The organism is Brevibacillus sp., from assembly GCF_003521185.1.
Taxonomy (GTDB): Bacteria; Bacillota; Bacilli; order Brevibacillales; family Brevibacillaceae; genus Brevibacillus; species Brevibacillus parabrevis.
The window spans coordinates 1-17,377 of the sequence record NZ_DOTK01000027.1 but is presented as its reverse complement, the minus strand read 5'-3'; the positions used below and the strand labels follow the sequence as shown (position 1 = coordinate 17,377).

15 protein-coding genes are annotated in these 17,377 nt (G+C 54.1%); all 15 read right to left on the bottom strand.

The genetic code is table 11. The annotated features are described in order from the left end of the window. Positions 1 to 145 precede the first annotated feature (145 nt). On the bottom strand, positions 146 to 1,243 hold the full coding sequence (locus DEP07_RS06500) for a C45 family autoproteolytic acyltransferase/hydolase (RefSeq protein WP_287102272.1): 1,098 nt from the start codon (positions 1,241 to 1,243) through the stop codon (positions 146 to 148). A gap of 17 nt (positions 1,244 to 1,260) precedes the next feature. After that, positions 1,261 to 1,734: a GNAT family N-acetyltransferase gene (locus DEP07_RS06495; RefSeq protein ID WP_173598709.1), complete on the bottom strand. Its 474-nt coding sequence runs from the start codon at positions 1,732 to 1,734 to the stop codon at positions 1,261 to 1,263. 40 nt (positions 1,735 to 1,774) lie between these two features. Then, positions 1,775 to 2,884, bottom strand: a complete 1,110-nt coding sequence (locus DEP07_RS06490; RefSeq protein ID WP_173598710.1) for a mandelate racemase/muconate lactonizing enzyme family protein — start codon at positions 2,882 to 2,884, stop codon at positions 1,775 to 1,777. Between the two features lie 7 nt (positions 2,885 to 2,891). After that, a complete protein-coding gene (locus tag DEP07_RS06485) occupies positions 2,892 to 4,355 on the bottom strand; it encodes a serine hydrolase domain-containing protein (RefSeq protein WP_287102271.1) in 1,464 nt (487 codons plus the stop codon). Between the two features lie 3 nt (positions 4,356 to 4,358). Then, entirely contained in the window at positions 4,359 to 5,774 is a 1,416-nt protein-coding gene (locus DEP07_RS06480; protein WP_287102286.1) for a serine hydrolase, read from the bottom strand. A gap of 24 nt (positions 5,775 to 5,798) precedes the next feature. Beyond that, positions 5,799 to 7,439, bottom strand: coding sequence for an ABC transporter substrate-binding protein (locus DEP07_RS06475; RefSeq protein ID WP_229049819.1), 1,641 nt, complete (start codon positions 7,437 to 7,439; stop codon positions 5,799 to 5,801). Between the two features lie 26 nt (positions 7,440 to 7,465). Continuing rightward, positions 7,466 to 9,109, bottom strand: a complete 1,644-nt coding sequence (locus DEP07_RS06470) for an ABC transporter substrate-binding protein (RefSeq protein WP_287102270.1) — start codon at positions 9,107 to 9,109, stop codon at positions 7,466 to 7,468. A gap of 167 nt (positions 9,110 to 9,276) precedes the next feature. Beyond that, positions 9,277 to 10,596 (bottom strand): transcriptional regulator, encoded by a 1,320-nt coding sequence (locus tag DEP07_RS06465; protein WP_173598713.1) that lies wholly within the window; start codon positions 10,594 to 10,596, stop codon positions 9,277 to 9,279. 21 nt (positions 10,597 to 10,617) lie between these two features. Then, entirely contained in the window at positions 10,618 to 11,619 is a 1,002-nt protein-coding gene (locus DEP07_RS06460; protein WP_173598714.1) for a dipeptidase, read from the bottom strand. Positions 11,620 to 11,664: 45 nt separating this feature from the next. Then, positions 11,665 to 12,771, bottom strand: coding sequence for an aminopeptidase (locus DEP07_RS06455; RefSeq protein WP_122966352.1), 1,107 nt, complete (start codon positions 12,769 to 12,771; stop codon positions 11,665 to 11,667). A gap of 52 nt (positions 12,772 to 12,823) precedes the next feature. Further along, positions 12,824 to 13,792 (bottom strand): ABC transporter ATP-binding protein, encoded by a 969-nt coding sequence (locus DEP07_RS06450; RefSeq protein ID WP_122966353.1) that lies wholly within the window; start codon positions 13,790 to 13,792, stop codon positions 12,824 to 12,826. Further along, positions 13,789 to 14,778 (bottom strand): ABC transporter ATP-binding protein, encoded by a 990-nt coding sequence (locus tag DEP07_RS06445; protein WP_122966354.1) that lies wholly within the window; start codon positions 14,776 to 14,778, stop codon positions 13,789 to 13,791. The genes DEP07_RS06450 and DEP07_RS06445 overlap by 4 nt, the downstream gene beginning before the upstream one ends. 52 nt (positions 14,779 to 14,830) lie before the next feature. Beyond that, a complete protein-coding gene (locus DEP07_RS06440; protein ID WP_371736949.1) occupies positions 14,831 to 15,631 on the bottom strand; it encodes an ABC transporter permease in 801 nt (266 codons plus the stop codon). Between the two features lie 88 nt (positions 15,632 to 15,719). Beyond that, positions 15,720 to 16,658 (bottom strand): nickel ABC transporter permease, encoded by a 939-nt coding sequence (nikB, locus tag DEP07_RS06435; protein WP_122966356.1) that lies wholly within the window; start codon positions 16,656 to 16,658, stop codon positions 15,720 to 15,722. Positions 16,659 to 17,011: 353 nt separating this feature from the next. Further along, positions 17,012 to 17,377, bottom strand: a 366-nt coding sequence (locus tag DEP07_RS06430) for a hypothetical protein (RefSeq protein WP_287102269.1), incomplete at its 5' end; no start/stop codon positions are given.

The window sequence follows — 17,377 nt, the reverse complement described above, 5'->3', positions numbered from 1 at the left end:
CAAGCGGCTCCAGATCGAGAGCTTGAAATCCTTGCAGATCAATCTCGGTCTGACGTTGCCATCCCCGTTTTCTTCACTCCTTTTTGAGAAAAAAACAGCCGCCGCAACAAACGCTCTGTGCGACGACTGTGGAGCTGGCTTCATCCTATTCGTTTTGGCTAAATCCATATGTTTCGTACACGTTTTCACAGGGCTTGCCCGGCGTCAATTCCATCGTGCCCGCCGTCAAATTCATCACAATCGAGAATAGCGTGCAGTCTACCATCTCGTCTGACTCGCTTGTTGTTGCTTCCCCGTGACGGCATATTCCTTCGGGGGTTCCGGCGTGATCGCGAAAAATATGTTTGAAGCAGTCGGCATCTATGCTTCCTTGTCTGGCTGCCAGCAGCTTGGAGGTGCGGCCCAACCGCAAATACGTGTCAGCCGCCCCCATGCGGACACAATCCTCTGCCTGCATGCGCTCTCCGACAAAATGATTGGTGTGGACGATATGGCCGTCTGGCGGATAAAACACCTCGTAACGAACCGGGGCAGTCTCGATTCCGACCGTCTCGCCCTCCCGATGGGCGATCAAATAGTTGGCTGCTGTCCCTCGCGGCAGCCTTGTCACTTGGCGAATGGCCTGCGGCAGCGTGCGGCTGTTTAAAATGCCCCGCAAAACGATGTGGATCGGCACTCCGAGCGCTTTTTCATTCGTTCGCAAAAAATTCAGGCACACGCCGATCCCGTCTGCGTTCATGCCGATTTTCCCGACTATTCCCGCTTCGGTGATCATCAAAATGGTTGGGCGCGGCGGCTGCTCGATCTCTACCACGACAAGCCCGGCGCCCACGAGATTGATCCAATCCCAGTTTTGTCCGAGCAGCGTCTCCCGGTTCTGCGTAGCTGGCGCAACAGCCGCGATGCACGTACAACCGTCCGCCTTGTGTGAGGTTGAGGTGTCTCCCAGATTCGTTATAATCTCGCTGCGCACGTTCAACGCCAGCACGTCGAGCAAATCAAGCTCGGCCCCTTCGCTGATGCCCCTGATCTCCTCCATGATTTCCTGATCGTACTGCTCGATCCAGGGGATGAACTGCGCCGCATACGCTGTGGCGTCTTTCCATTGGATCGCGGCTCCCTCGCGAAAAGCACGCTCGTACGCCCGAACGTTGCTCCTGATTTGCTCACTCGCCAGTTGGCCGAATTGCCGCCCGCGCTCGCGCGGCGTACCGCTGATCCGAAAGACAGGAAATCTGTTCATGGACAGTGCTCCCCCTTTTACAAGCTCTTTTCCATATAGTAGCGATCGTTTCCGCTGCCATATTCGGCAATGCGTGTCTCCACAATTTGAAAACCCGCCTTTTGATACAGCGCAACCGCGCCTTTGTTGTCCGGGCTGACCGTCAGGCACACTTTGGCAAATCCATCCTTGCGCAGCCGATCCAGTATTTGCTCCAAGAAAGCAAAGCCGTACCCCAAGCCTTTTTTATCCGAGCGAATCAAATATCCGTACATGTAGGCATGATCCGGGTTGCGAAAATCACGCATCAGCTCGCAGACACCGACAGGCTTCGCATCTCCTTCTTCCTGAAACAGGACGAGGCAGCCGTGTCTCGCCAGTGGGACCAGCACCCATTCGTCGATCGCTCCGTGCACGCCAAACGCTTCCTGCTCCAGCTCCTTCAGCATGGTCAGCTGCTGCTCTGTCAATGTCTCTACAATCGCAAGCGTTGTCGCTCTTGTTGTATGCATAGCGCCGATCTCTCCTTTTCCCTGGACATGAGGGGCGATTTTATGAAACCGTTTCTTGGCGGACTGTCAATTGTGTCAATACGGCTTCGTCAAGCTCCACCCCGAATCCTGGCTTGTCGGACAGCAAAATTTGATTTCCCTGGCAGGTCAAGTTAGCGACGTCTTTGGCAAAAATGAACGGTCCGGCCAGCTCGTTGGAAACAATATTTTTCTTCGCGATCGACAGGTGCGCCCCCGCCGCGCTCCCGATAGACGATTCCGGCATCGACCCGATCTGGCACTCCATCCCGGCCATCTCCGCCTGATGAACCAGCTTGGCCGCTGGGTAAATCCCGCCGCACTTCATCAGCTTGATGTTCACTTTATCGGCTGCTTTTTTCGCGATCACCTCGCGCATTTCGCTCGCTCCCAGTAATCCTTCGTCGACCATGATCGGGATGGATGTCTGTCTGCGAATGTCGGCCAATGCGTCCAGATCGTGGGCGACGACAGGCTGCTCCATCCAGTCAATCCGGCAATCTTCTACTTGCTTGAGAGCCGTCAATGTATTCGTCCGATTTTCCCATCCCTGATTGGCGTCTACCCGCAGTCTTATATCAGGACCGACGGCTTCACGAACGGCACGAATGCGCTCGATGTCCGTCGCCAAGTCGGAGCCTACTTTTATTTTGATCGAGTCAAAGCCATCCGCCACAGCCTGCTTCGCTTCTGCCGCCATCGTTTCAGGCTGCAAAATGCTGAGCACGTACGGAAGAGTGAGCACGCTGTGGTACTTGCCCCCGAGCAACTGATAAACAGGCTGACCTGTCGCTTTTCCCATCAAGTCATAGCACGCCAGGTCAATCGCTGCTTTCGCTGCTGGCGCTTTGTACACGCATTGATCGAGCAAATGGTGAATGCGTTCCAGAGCAAACGGATTTTCTCCGATGATCGCCGGAGCCAGGCTGTGAACGAGCATGGCGTACGTGCTTTCCCATGTCTCCCCCGTCACATGCTGATCCGGCACGGATTCGCCATAGCCGACCAAGCCTTGATCAGTCTCTACTTTTACAATAATGGAAGGCATCTCGTTGTAAGAAGCGTACGCCACAATAAACGGGCGCACCAGCGGCAACGTAATGGCATGTATATGGACAGACGTAATTTTCATGTTCTTCTTACACCTCCGGCTTGGTTAAGGAAACTCTCGGGATTTGCCGGTAACCGACGGAGACGGCTTTTGCCTGTCCATCTGCCTGGTTCGCAAATCCAACGGTCAGCTCGCTGCCATCCATCTGTGCCAGGAAATAATTCTCGGCAATCGGCAGCAGCGGGTACTTTAAGCCTTTTTCATTCGGGAAAAGAGCGGTATGATTCGTCAGCACAAGCGCGCCTTCCTCGACGGTCACACTCACGTTCATCCCTTCGCCGGAAGCATAGTCGCCGACATACGCCTGGAAACGCTCCGGGGATACACAATAATCCTCGTACTTGGTCAAAGGCTCTGCGGCTGCTCTTCCCTCGATCAGGTTCAGCGCAGTCAATGTCAGCTTTTCGACAGGCGTGCCGATTAGATTAGCCAAGACGACTGCTGTCAGCCCTCTTTCCGGGACAATCGCCAGATGCGCCGCCACTCCTTTGATCGCCCCGCCGTGCTTCAACAGCGTGCCCCCGTAATAATTCGGCTCCACCATCAAGCCGTAGCCGTAATGCTTTTTATAGTTGCAGATCACATGCGGAAGCGTCATTTGCCTTACGCTTTCGGCCGACAAAATCCGTTCCTTGCCCACGCATCCTCCCGTGCGGAAAATTTCCGCGTAATTCAACATGTCGCGGACGGTCGAGTTCAAATGTCCCGCAGCCATCACCGCTGGCCCTTCTTCCCAATCAAAGTCGGGGTACACTTCCAGCTTCCCGTGATTGTCCCTTTTGTGATAGATCGTGGTGACCTCCGGGAACCGCGGCAGATCGCCGAGCAAAAAGGTACTGCTTCGCATATCGGCAGGTTCGAGGATGTGCTCCTTGACGTAGACGTCATACGGTTTTCCGCTCACTCGCTCGACAATCGCCCCGAGCAGGGCATAGCACTCGTTCGAGTAGCTGAAATGCTGGCCCGGCTCGCCCAAAAGCTCATATTGCACGTGGGCTAACACCTCCAGCAAATCGGCATGCGTGCGGATCGGCTTTTGCTGCTCCTTTTTGATAAAACGGTGAATCGGGTTGTCTTCCTCCGGGATCGTATCAAACAAGGAGTTTTTGACGGCAAGCATATCGACAGGCAGCGGCGGGATTCCCGCTGAATGCGTCATGAAATGATGAATCGTCATCCGTTCGGTACACGCCTGATCCGGTGTCCGAAACTCGGGCAAATAAGCGACAACCGGGTCGTGAACGGACAGCTTGCCCGCTTCTTGCAGCTGCATGATCGCCATGCACGTAAACGATTTGGTGACCGAAGCCAGCCCCATGACCGTGTCTGGCGTTATCGCCCATTTGCGCTCCGCATCCCGATAGCCGTATGCTTTTCGGTACAGACTGTCGCCATGTTGATTGATGCCGATGATCACCCCCGGAGCCTGGCTCTCTTGGACCGTCTGTTCGGCGAGCGTCTCGTATGCGCTTACCCAATCTGGTTGATGCATGGTTCACACCTCCTTCGGCAAGCGGACGACGCCTACGGACAGACTCGTTACCTGGCCGCTCTGATCGCGGTGGAACCGGATCGCCTGCTCCTCGATATCTTGTTTCATGACGAAATAATCGTCCCCGATTGGGCGCAAGGCAAGCTGCTTGCCACCCAGGCCGAGCGTCAGCACATCGCTGTCAACCGTCACTGGCAGCTTGCGGTCGACTGTGACCCGATACGTCCCGGTGTACGCCTGCAAATCAGCCGCAGCGACTGGTTGCTCCGCGCCAAAAGGAACAGACGGTGCGTCAGCAGGGCGACCTTCCTGCGTGTTGATGGCAAAATTCAGCAGCTCGACAATCGGTGTCTCCGCCAAATTGGCGATCGCAATCGTTGTAATGCCGCGCTCTGGCAAGATGACCATCTGCGATGCGACTCCTTTCAACCCGCCGCTGTGCTCCAGCTTGGTCGTTCCGTAGTAGTCCGGCGTGACGAACAAGCCGTAGCCGTAATACTGACCGTATCCCATGCGAACATGCGGGTAAGTCATCTGCTCCACGCTCGCTTTGGACAGAATCCGCTCCTCGCCGACCAATCCACCAGTCCGGTATATGTCCATGTAGCGCAGCATGTCGTTGACCGTCGTATTCAAATGGCCGGATGCGAGCACGACTGGCCCTTCCTCCCACTGCGGATCAGGGTACACTTCCGGCCCTCCCTCTTTTTCCGCCAAACGGTAAATCGTCGTCACTTCTTTGTACTTGGACAGCTCCTGCAAGGCAAAGGAGCTATTCGCCATGCCCGCAGGCAGCAAAATGTGGTCGATGATGTACTGCTCGTACGTTTTCCCGCTGACTCGCTCAATGATCGCGCCCAAAAGGGTATAAGCGTCGTTGGAGTAACTGAATTGCGCTCCGGGCGGCCCCAACAGCTGGTAGTCGATGTGGCTCATGACCTCCATGAAGTCTTCGGGGGTGTTCACCCATTTTTGCTGTTCTTTTTTGATTTGCTTGTGAATCGGATGATTCTCGTCTGCAATGTCGCCGTCCGGCAGCCCCTTGATCGCCAAATAATCGGTGGGCAGCAGCGGAAATCCGGCTGTATGGGTCATGAAATGATGAATCGTCATCCGCTCGGTGCACGCCTGATCTGGTGTAACAAGCTCCGGCAAGTAGGCCAAAACCGGATCGTGCACCTCCAGTTTTCCAGCCTCTTGCAACTGCATGATCGCCACGCATGTAAACGACTTGGTAATCGAGGCGACACCCATTACCGTGTCAGGCGTAATCTCCCAGTGGCGCTCTTTGTCCCGATAACCGAATCCGCGGCGATACATGCTCTTCCCGTCCTGGTTCAAGCCCACGCATACGCCCGGTACCTGGCACTGGTCGATAATCGGCTGCGCTGCCTGTTCAAATTGCTCTTGCCAATCCATTTTCTCCACCCCGTTCCCTTCTGTTTACGGCTGCACCCAACTGTCTCCCAGCATGATTCCGTAAAGCGAATCGAGCTTGACGCCATGCACCCGCTTGTTTACGGCAAGGAATGTCTTTTCTTCCGAGTAAGGAATCCAGTAGGCTTGTTCCACCGCGATTTTTTGGATCTCTGCAAAAATTTGCTTCCGCTTCTCCTGATCGCCGACAGTGCGGCTCTGTTCGAGCAGCGTATCCAGTTGCTCGTTTTTGATCTGGGCGTGATTCAATCCGCCGATCTGGCTGGAATGCATGAACAAATACAAAATGTCCGGATCAAAGTCGGTGTAGCCGAGCACATTCAAGTCAAACTGCCCTTTTGCCGACAAATCCAGTACGCTGCCCAGCTCCGCGTTTTGCACCTTGATCTCGACGCCGATTTCCTTGAACATGCTTTGCATCAGCGGAATGCTTTGCGAGCTCATTGCTGTGAGCAATTGCAGGCTCAAAGGCTGCCCGTCCTTTTCCCGGATGCCTTGTCCGCTTTCCTTCCATCCGGCCTCTTCCAGCAGCTTTTTGGCTTCCTCGATATTGAACGGGTAGCCGTATGTTTCCACAGCGGGATCGTAGCCGAACATTTTCCGCGGCAATGGCCCGAAAGCACTCTCTCCCTCGCCTTGCAGGTCAGCCTGGATGATCGCTTTTTTGTTCAAGGCCATGTTCAGCGCCTGACGCACACGCAGGTCGCCGAGAATCGGGTTTTCCAGGTTCATTTGAATAAAATTCACCCCCAGCTTCGTCGCTTCCAGCACTGCGAATTTGTCGCTTTGCTTGTACCCGGCTGCTTCCCGCGGCGAGATGGAAGCGATGTCGATCGAGCCGCTTTCCAGCGCGGCAATCGTCGTCTGGGCGTCTTTGATGAATTTGAACACGATTTTGTCCGGCATCGGCGGCCCTTGTGTTTGGACAAAAGGCTCTGCCCACTGGTACGCTTCATTGCGCACGAGCGTGATCGACTCTCCGGTCTTCCAGCTCTCGAATTTCCACGGCCCTACCCCGACCGGGTGCCGTCCATATTCGTTGCCGTATTTTTGCACCGCCTCCATGGACAGCGGCTGCGTCACGTTCGCTTGCACGAAGTAGGACAGCAGCGGAGCAGACGGTTCTTTGAGCTGGATGACGAGTGTCAGCTCATCCGGGGTAGTGATGGAGGCAATCACACTGAGCAGTGGTCCCACTCCTGGCGATGCGGTCTCTGGCGCCATCGCCCGCTCGAACGTCTCTTTGAAAGAAGCAGCCGTCAGCGCCGTGCCATCGTGGAATTTCACCCCCGGACGAATTTTGAAGGTCCAAGTTTTTTGATCGGCGGAGATGTTGTACGACTCCGCCAAATACGGCTTGATTTCGTTTGTTTGCGGATCGAGCGACAGCAGGGAACCGCCAATTAACCTCGACACGACTCCGCTCACGTCCATGTTTGTTTTGTGCACGTCGAGCGTATCCGGCTCTGCCGAAAGCCCCAGCGTAATCGTTCCCCCTGCCTGCGGCGCGCCCTCCGCCTTTGGTCCGGTTGCTTCCGGCGGCTTCGACGGAGTCGCTGACTGGCTGCAACCGATGACAAAGCTGATTAGCATGCAAAAGGTGAACAGGCACCCGATGCACCTGGCAACTGCTTTTCTTTTCCCCACAATGATCCCTCCCTCATGAACAATGGCTATTCGTTTACCCACATATCCTGGATCGTCAACGTTCCCAGCGGATTGGCTTCCACGCCTTGAATGCGGTTGCTTACGACCTGGAACGTTTTTGCCGAATACAGCGGAATCCAGTACGCCTGATCAACGACCAGTTTTTGAATGGCGGCGTACGCTTTCTTTCGCTCACCCGCGTCCGTTGCTGTGGAGCCTTTTTCCAGGAAATAGTCCAGCTCCTTGTTTTTGATGCGGAAAAAGTTCAATCCGCCGATCTGGTTCGAGTTCATGAACAAGTCCAAAATGTTCGGATCGATGCTGCCGTGATCAGTTGCCATCAAGTCAAAAGAGCCTTTCACCGCTTGGGCATGCGCTGTCGCGGATTCGTAATTTTGAATATTCAGTTCTATTCCGATCTCTTTGAACATGCTCTGGATGAGCTGATGACCAGGCTTGGGATCATCGACGATCATCGTGAGGCTGAGTGTTTTGCCGTTCTTTTCGCGGATACCTTGTCCGTTCGGCTTCCAGCCCGCTTCCTCCAAAAGCCGGATCGCCTCTTCCTGGTTGTACTTGTAGCCGTACTGCTCCACCGCCTGATCGTAGCCAAACATCGTGGGCGGGATCGGCCCGTAAACAGGCACGCCTTCTCCCTGCAAATCGGCAATGACGAGCGCTTCCTTGTTGATCGCCAGATTGAGTGCTTTGCGCACCTCCAATTCCCGTAAAATCTCATTCTCCATGTTCATGCCGATGAAGCTCTCCACTGGCTGCATTCCTTCCAGCACGGTGAAGTCTTTGTCGTCCTTGTACTTCTTCACGTCTTTGGCAGGAACGCCGGCAATATCAATCGTGCCGCTGTCCAGTGCAGCGATCAGCGTCTGGTTGTCCTTGATAAATTTGATGACGAGCTTGTCAGGACGGACTGGCCCCTGGTTTTTGACGAACGGGGCTGCCCATTGGTAGTCATCGTTGCGGACAAGCGTGATCGATTCTCCTGTCTTCCAGCTCTCAAACTTCCACGGCCCAACCCCTACAGGATTTCGTCCGAAGTCGCTGCCGAATTTTTGCAGCGCCGCAGGCAAAATCGGCTGCTGATAGCCTGCGTACGACAAGGAACCAAGCAGTGGCGCGGTCGGCTGATCCAATTGCAGAACCAAAGTTGACTCGTCGGGAGCAGAAATCGAGCGAATCGTGGTCAGCTCCTGTCCGGTTACCGGAGACGCTGTTTTCGGGTCGATGGCCCGTTCCATGCTTTCTTTGAAAATGGCAGCGGTCAGCGGCGTCCCGTCGTGAAACTTCACCCCTTTTCGCAGCTTGAACGTCCACGTTTTCCCGTCCTCCGAGATCGCATACGACTCGGCCAAATGCGGCTTCAGTTCAAACGTGTACGGATCGAGCACCATCAAGGCTCCGCCGAGCAAACCGCCGACAAAATTGCCTGCGGAGAGCGCGGTCTTTTGAGGGTCGAGCGTGTCTGGCTCCACCTGATAACCGATCGTGATGGTGCCGCCCGTTTTCGGAGTTAGGCTGGCGGTCGGTTTTGGCTGTTCCGCACTGCCTTGTTCAACTGGAGCTGTGGCAGAACTGCATCCGACTGCCGACAAAGCGAGTAAACAGACAAGCAACAAATACGACATGCGGCGATCCAAAAGCTTCTGTAGCATGGGTGCCCCCTTTTATGGCCTTGGCCAAATTTTCATTGTCGCTATATAGTCGCTAATTGCCGCTGAGATTTCCCTGTTGAGCTGGCGGACAGGAAACTAGCAGCCTGACAATCGCTCCGGCTTTCGCACATTTCGCATAGGAAAACCGGAGCCTGTCGGGTGTACGCTTACTGGTAATTCAACCGATAGACAGCGCGAGGACGTCCTTGTTGATACGGCTGTTCTTCGCCGATGACTTCCACTACCTGGTGGTCGATCAGCTTTTTCAAGGTGCGCTCCGAGCTGCGGCGGCTGATCTGCAAATAATCCGCCAGGTCGGTAGCTGTAAAGCGATTGTCGCGGCGCAGCCTGACATACTGGACGAGCTTGTTGATCGTCGCCACGCTCGACCCTGTTTTCTCGGCGATTTCCAAAATGGTCTTGTTCTCGCTTTTGAGCTGGAACGTCTTCGCCTGGGCGTTGACCGGGCCGATCACTTCTTTTTCATCCGTGACCAAATAGGCGCTGTTCTCATTCTGCTTCCGGGCGTGGTAAATCGCAATTCGCGCATTCGCCTCCGCTTCCTTCGCCGTCAGGCCAAACCCGAAGCCCATCGTCACTGTTACTTTGCTCAGTTGTTCGACGTTTTCCAACACTTGCACGATCTTGCCGTACTCGATCATTTGCTCGATGCTGCCGCGCGTGCCGTATATGATGAACTGATCCATCCCCAGCTTTTGGATCGAAGCATCTGTCTCCTTGACCAGTTCGAGCAGCTCTTGCAGCAAAATGATCGCTGCGTCCTGCATCTGGCTTTCCGTCTCGTAGCTTGCCCGTTCCTGCTGATGAAAAGTCGCGATCCCGACGGCAATTTGCGAGTTTTTGCTGATTTTCAGCTGACCGAATGCGACGGCCTGATTGATCGCGTCCCGGATGTTCTTGTCCGGAACGATCAGCGGCGCACACGGTATGCCCAGCTCGCGCAGCCGAACGTGCACATAGTCAACGCCAGTCAACGCGAACTTGCTCTCTTGTTTCTCCCAATGCTCCCGATGAAACCGGATCACTTCCTCGACGTCGAACCTCGTGCCTCCGTCTTCCACAATCTCGCTGTAATCCGTCACATGCCAGGAAGTCGGCTGCAAGTCCAGTTCTTCTGCCACTTTTGCGATATACGCAGCTTTTGGCATGTCGATGGAAATATGCTCCAATCCCCCCTCGACATTGAGCATGGTATGAAACAACGACAGTGAGATCGTGTATTCATCAAAAGGAATGTACACCGCTGGCCATTTTTTTTGCTCGATCTTGTCTCTGGCGAAAAAATACGGCAGCGGCCCGGCAAACAGCAGCACATCGCAATCGTCAACAAGATCGAGTATAGCTGCACTCTCTTTTGGATTCTGGTACGTATACGATTTCATCTGGATATTCGCGTCTGCGTTGACGTTTTTCAAGATTCTTGGCAGAAATTCTTCCGAAGAGATTGCCGCTATTTTAATGAGCATAAGTCCATTCCCTTTTCTGTCTTATTTCCAGACTTCCCGATAGACTCTGAGGAAGTTTTTCGCCATGATCAGCTCGATTGCCTCGTCCGTATACCCTCTGCTGGCAAGACCGCGCAAGATTTCCGGCACCTGGATATGTCCTTTCACGACGTCAAAATCTTTGCGCGTCAGCGAAGTGAGTGCATCCGGCGACTCGTATTTCATAAAAGGCTCGATAATATCAAGGCCGATTCCGACGTGCTCGACCCCGACAAGCTTGGTAATGTGGTCCACGTGGTTCAGCAAATGTTCGAGATCAGACTGTTCATCCCGATCCGCGACAAAAATGTTGACCCCATTCATCCCGATGACTCCGTTCGTGGCAGCAATCGCCTTGATTTGCTCATCGGTCAGATTGCGCATGGAGCTGGCGAGTGCCCGACAGTTGGAATGGGAAGCGATGATCGGCTTTTTCGCGATTTCCACGACATCCCAAAAGCCTTCGTCGTTCAGATGGCTCACATCTATAATCATCCCCATCGCTTCCGCTGCTTCAATCAGCCGCACGCCGAACTCGGTAATCCCGCCTTTTCGCCCTTCACGCACAGGTGTAAAATGACTGCCGTCGCCCACGAAATTGCGCCTGCTCCAGACGAGTCCCAGAAACCGGACCCCCAGCTCGTAAAAGACGCGCAGCATACTCAAATCATTGTACAGCGGCTCCGCCCCTTCCAGCGAGAGGACGAAGCCGACTTTCCCCGCTTTTTTCGCCGTCTCGATATCCGCCACGCTTTTGCATACCATCACTTTGTCCGCAGACTCGTCCGCTTCTGCATGCAGGGCGCTGATTTGCTGAAGCGCTTTGCGCAAGCCCAGCTCAGGCAAAAACTTGCTGTCGATATAAATCGCGGAAACAACCGTCTGTACCCCGCCTGCGATAAAATCCGGCCAATAATCCGCTGCAATGACTTGTTTTCTGCCTAGCTCACGCTGAATCGCCACATCCATCAGCAGATCAAAATGAGCATCGATCACATGTGTCATACGCCGTGTCTCTCTCCTTTTCCCAAAGGCTCTCTCATATCTCTACTATTTCAATGCCTCAGGATTGAGCGCTTCCAGCTCAGCCAAGACAAACCGTCCATCTTTGCGAATCAGCCGATCGTCGAACCAAATCTCGCCGCCACCGTACTCGGGACGCTGAATCGAAACCATATCCCAATGAATCGTCGAGTTGTTCCCGTTGGAGGCAGCGTCGTAGCATTGGCCCGGGGTAAAGTGAAAGCTTCCGTCTATTTTTTCATCAAACAAGATGTCGCGCATCGGCTCCCGGATGTAAGGATTGACCCCTAGCGCAAATTCTCCGATGTATCTCGCGCCTTCATCCGTATTCAAAATGTCTGTCAGCCGCTTCGTATCATTGGCTGTCGCTTGCACGATCTTGCCTTGCGCAAACTCCAGGCGAACATGCTCAAACGTAAAGCCTTGATAAGGAGAAGGCGCATTGAAAGTAATGACGCCGTTCACCGAATCTCGAACCGGGGCTGTGAATACTTCCCCGTCCGGAACGTTTTTGTCGCCAGCACACAGGACAGCAGGTATGCCTTTGATAGAAAAGGCAAGCTCCGTGCCTGGTCCTATTATTTTGACACGGTCTGTTTGTTCCATCAATTCCTTTAGCGGCTGCATCGCCTTCGCCATCCGGGCGTAGTCCATCGTGCAAACGTCGAAGTAAAACTGTTCAAAAGCTTCCGTGCTCGTATTCGCCAACTGCGCCATGGCAGGATGCGGATAGCGGAGATACACCCATTTTTTATGGAGCCGCACTTGCCGTACTTGGCTGGCAAAAGTCGCCGCCAGCTTCATCTGTTCCTCAGGCACATCCGCCAGCTCATTGATGTTGTGACCGCCTTCGATGATGATCACCGCGTCTATCTTTTCCATCTGATACCGATCAATTTCCGCCTCGTCCCTGAACTGCTCGGCAGTCCCGCCTAGCAAAAGTTGGCGTTGCACCGTGCGATCCCGCAAGTTTACAAAAGGATGCCCGCCCGCTTGCTGTACCGCTTTCACCAGTTCTTTGACCATGGACATATCCACTTCAATCGCTTCAATCAGTACGCGGTCTTCCGGCTGTACGCGGGTAGAGTAGTTGACCAGCACATTCGCCAGTCTGGTCAGTCGTGAGTCCAGCATCGTTTCCTGACACCTCCGTCATCTGTAAAATTTTTTTCTTTTGCCTGCCTCATCACCCGTTCCTTTCATAAAGATGACAAGCAACCAGTCGCCCCTCTACCTCTTGTAAAGCAGGGGCGGTCGTCTTGCATATATCCATGCACGCCCAGCAACGCGGATGAAACTTGCAGCCGCTCGGCGGGTTGGACGGCGAAGGCAAATCTCCCTTTAGGAGAATCCGTTCCCTTTTTTCATCGGGATCAGATACCGGAACGGCCGACAGCAGCGATTGCGCATACGGATGCAACGGTTTGGCAAACAGGTCTTCCTTGTTCGCCAGTTCGATCACCTCGCCCAAATACATGACGGCCACTCTGTCCGCGATATGCTCGACCACGCTCAAATCGTGCGAGATGAACAAATAAGTGAGTGAAAGCTGCTCCTGCAAGTCTTGCAGCAAATTGAGAATCTGGGATTGAATCGACACATCGAGGGCGGAAACCGGCTCGTCGGCGATGATCAGCTTCGGTCTGAGCATCAGTGCGCGGGCAATTCCGATCCGCTGGCGCTGTCCGCCGGAAAATTCATGCGCATACCGCGCCAGCTGCTTTTTGCTCAAACCGACGAGTTCCATCGTGTCTTCGATCAATGCTTGGCGTAGTTCTTTCGGAATGCCGTGGGCGATCAGCGGCTCGGTCAGGATGCTCTTGATCGTCAGCTTGGGATTGAGCGTATCAAACGGATTTTGAAACACCATCTGCATATTGCGTCTGACCTGGTGCATGTCCGCTTTTTTGAAGGGGCGAATGTCTCTGCCTTGAAACACGATTTCGCCTTCGGTTGGTTCAATCAAGCGCAAAATGCATCTGCCCAGCGTCGATTTGCCGCAGCCCGATTCCCCGACGATTCCCAGCGTCTCCCCTTCCGTCACCGTCAAGTTCACACCGTTTACGGCGTGTACGCAGGTCGGCTGTTGCAGCCACCCTTTTCCGGTGAGAAACCGCTTTTGCAAATTTCTCACTTCCAACAGCGGTGTTTTCATGCATTCACCGCCGTTCCCTTGGTGTGCTCCTGATACAGCCAGCAGCGACAATCGGATGCTTGGTCGACAGCCAAAAGTTGCGGATTTTGCTCCAGACAAACTGGCATGGCTTTGTCGCACCTGGGAGCGAAGCGGCAGCCTTGCGGGTACTCCTCCGGGGTCGGCACGCTGCCCGCGATGCTGTACAGGCGCTTTTGCCCTTTGGACCGATGCGGGGTCGACTGGATCAGCCCGATCGTGTACGGATGCTTCGGGTTGCGCAGCAACGTACGGACGTCAGCTGATTCGATGACTTGTCCCGCGTACATGACCATCACCCGGTCACACGTCTCTGCCACCACTCCCAAGTCGTGCGTGATCATAATCAAGGACGTGCCCCGCTCCGTACGGACGTTTTGGATCAGCTGCAAAATTTGCGCCTGAATCGTCACATCCAACGCTGTCGTCGGCTCATCCGCGATCAGCAGCTTGGGGTTACAGGCAATCGCCATCGCGATCATGACGCGCTGCCGCATTCCGCCGGACAAGCGATGCGGGTATTCGTGGTAAATTTCATTGGCGCGCGCAATGCCTACCTGTGTCAGCAGCTCGATCACTTTTTCCTTGGACTGGGCACGCTTCATCCCCTCGTGCTTTTCCAGCCCCTCGCTCATTTGTCTGCCGATGGTCAGGACAGGGTTCAGCGATGTCATCGGCTCCTGAAAAATCATCGCCATTTCTTTGCCGCGAATGTTTTGCATCTCGTGTTCGCTGCACGACAATATTTTTTGCCCGTTCAGTAAAATGCTTCCTTCCGTCTTGCCGTTCTTGCCCAAAAGGCGCATCAGGGACAGGGACGCTACGCTTTTGCCGCACCCCGATTCTCCGACGATGCCCAAAGCCTCGCCTTTTCTGACGTACAGCGAAAGATCGTCTACGACCTTGAATGCCTTTTCATTTTTCGTAAAAGTAGTTGTCAGGCCGGATACCTCCAGCACATGGGTCATTTTGTCTGCACTCCTTTCCAGCTACAGCACTCGCTGCCTTGATTGCTCCGACTCATGCTTTCGGGTCAAAAATGTCGCGCAAAGCATCTCCGAGCATGTAGACGGTAAAAACAACGACGGTAATCGCGATCCCCGGAAAAGTCGCCAGCCACCAGGCTTCCCGCAAGTAATCTTTGCCTTCGTTCAGCATCGTTCCCCACTCCGGGGTAGGCGGCTGTGCCCCAAGTCCGATAAACCCGAGCGCAGATGTGGACAGAATCGCTCCGCCGATGAACATGGTCGTATACACAATCAGCACGTTGGCGATATTCGGAATCAATTGGTTGATGATGATCCACCAGTTCGAGCTGCCGATGGATCTGCTCGCTTCCACGTACCCGGACTCTTTGATGGACAGCGCTGCTCCGCGGACCAAAATCGAAAACCCGGGAATGGAGGCGATTCCGATCGCAATCATGGCATTTTCCTGGCTTGGCCCCAAGGCCGCGACGATTGCCAGAGCGAGCACAATCCCCGGCAAAGCCAGCAGTACGTCCATGATTCGCATGATCAGATTGTCAAAAAATCCTCCGATGTAGGCACTGGTCACTCCGATGAGCGTCCCGACCACAAAGGTCATCGCCGACGCCATGACTGCTGCCGTCAGCGTCACCCGCGTGCCGTACAAAAGCCGCGATAAAATGTCTCTGCCGATCGCATCCGTCCCAAGCCAAAACTGTTTCGACGGGCCTTGCATGAAAGCTTCGTAATACGTTTTGGTCGGATCGTGCGGGGCAATCCACGGGCCGATAATCCCGATCACGATAATGCCGAGCATCATCAAAAAGCTGTATTTCGCCTTTTTTCTTTGCATGATTTTGCCGAGCAATTCGAAGCGGGGAAGCTGGCGTTCTTTGCGCCACATGGAGCGAACGGTTACGGCCTTGTTGATCTCGCTCATGTCATGCACCCTCCCTTTTGGCGGAAAAATTGATCCGGGGATCGAGCAGAGCGTACAAGACGTCAATTACAATCACGACAACGACGTAAATCGCTCCGATGAACAATGTCGTTCCCTGGATCATCGGAAAGTCCCGGGAGCTGATCGCCTGGATGGCCAGAGTGCCGATTCCCGGCCAATTGAAAACTTGCTCCACGATGACGGCTCCACCCAACAGGCCCGCAAACTCCAGGCCAATGACGGCGACAATCGGGATCATCACATTGCGAAAAGCGTGGCGGAGCAAAATGATTCGTTCCCCCATGCCTTTTGCCCGGGCGGTTCGGATGTAGTCGTTGGACAAAATTTCTACCATCCCCGCGCGAGTAAGCCTGCTGAGTGCTGTCGCCATCAAGGTGCCGAGCGTGAGGGCAGGCAGCACGATATCCAGCAATCCGGTTCCGCCCGCAATCGGAAACCAGCCTAAATGCACCGAGAAGACGAGGATGACGAGCAACCCCAGCCAAAAACCGGGCAACGCCATGCCCAAGGTGGAAAACATCATGATCATCCCGTCGATAAACGTGTCCTTGAATCTCGCGGCAATCACACCCAGCCCCACTCCGACGATCACGGCAACGCCCAGGCTTGCCACTGCCATTTTCGCCGTTGCCGGAAAGCGTTCGGCGATCTCGGTACTGACCGGCCTGCCCGTTTTGAGCGAAGTGCCCAAGTCTCCTTGAATCAAGCCGGATGCGTAGCTGACATACTGGGAGACGAGCGGCTTGTTCAGCCCAAGCTCTTCGCGCAAGGCTTCGATTTGCTCCACTGTCGCCCGCTGTCCAAGCATAATTCGCACCGGATCGCCCGGGATGAAATGGATGAGCATGAAGGTAAACACCGAAAGTCCAAAAAGAACGACGACGCCAGACATCAATCGTTTGAGAATAAATTGCGTCATGAGGCAGGCACCTGGTTGCAAAGATAGATGAGATAACTGCCGTTTTGCTTGCCGGCAAGCAGTGAGCCAAGCCCGACTTTTTTGCCATGCATTCTGGTGATCGACACGTTCCGCCCCTCCCTGTTTGTTTTTCAGCGACATTTGTCGTTATATAGTCGCTATTCATTTGAGTATCAGTCTATTCGAAATTGATAGAAAGTTCAATATGTGATTTTGATTTTTTCTGATAGTGGTGGGAACTAGGCGGGCAGCCTGTGGGCGGACAAGTATTGCCAATCAGCTTTTTCATCTTCAGGCAAAAAAGAGAAAACCCGCTTTCTCCTGCATGGCAGAAAGCGGGTTTTTATGCGTGATTAGTCCCAATTCGGCAAGTTCACGTCTTCGTCTTTTATCAAAATTTCTTGGTATTTCACGATCTTATTGTTCGCGTCGACCTCGAACAAAATGAACCACATGCCGGGCACTCCGCGGAACTCCCCTGACTCGTGCAGTTGTTTCGCATCATCTGGAACGGCATCGCCAGCTTTGTACTTATCAGTTGGCTGTCTGTCCGACATCGTGTTCAAGTAGCGCACGTTGTTAAAATCAATTGCGGAAGGCAGAACAACTTTGGAGAAGTACTCATCTGACGAAGCTTCCAAATGGGCACCAAGCTCTGGCAAAGGGGTTGGTGTGCCTGGGTCGGTCGGCGTGCCTGGATCAGTCGGCGTTCCCGGATC